Source organism: Photobacterium sp. R1 (assembly GCF_054600795.1).
Map to the genome: position 1 here is coordinate 1 of NZ_BAAHZP010000047.1, position 719 is coordinate 719.

Annotated in this window: 1 protein-coding gene; it reads left to right on the top strand. The window is 55.1% G+C overall.

The annotated features are described in order from the left end of the window. Positions 1-107: 107 nt before the first annotated feature. The coding region (locus ACYP03_RS23865) for a DUF3549 family protein (protein ID WP_459782343.1) at positions 108-719 on the top strand (612 nt) is incomplete at its 3' end.

Here is a 719-nt window from a genome sequence, read left to right on the forward strand (position 1 = left end):
GCTGAGGGTGAGCTCAGCCGGACAACTGGCGCGCAAGGATACCATCTTCACGCTCAACTCCCTATAATGCGCCACCATAAGCCGTCAAACTCTAGGAGCCCAGTAGCATGCCCATGGATAAATTTCACACCCTGACCCAACTGTTGGACAATGCCGGATGCCAGTATAAGATTTTCGATCTGGGCCGCCGGGTCTGTGAAATCGAGCGAGACACCTTCAAAGCAGTTGAAGATAACCGCCAGCCTTATCCATGGCCGTTACAGCAGCATGCTCACCTGTCGATTTCATTCTGGCAGCCGGGCAATCCTCCGTGGATCTGGTTCCTCAGGCTGCCGCTGGATGAGCGGGGCTTACTCAAACAGGCTGCAGTCGGTGATTTCATTAAGTATGTCATCGAAGCCATGGGCGCCACTCTCAATGCAGTGCCGACAGAAGAAGAGCAGGAAAAGCTGGCGGCCAACCCGTACACCTTCAAGCCAAAAGACGACAAAATGGCGATCTTCCACGCCCATTTGCGTCAGCAACTGGCGTTGCCAGCCAGCCAGTATTACGAACATGCTCAGGTCTATCTCAGCGGTAAACTGGATTGGGCACAATGGCAGGGCGTCGGCTTACAGGGACTGGCAGATATCTGCGCCCGTATGAAGCAGGAAAATAACGCGACCGCCCTGCGCAAGGCGCTGCAGAATCTCCCTATGACGCCGCTGTACGCGTTGCTG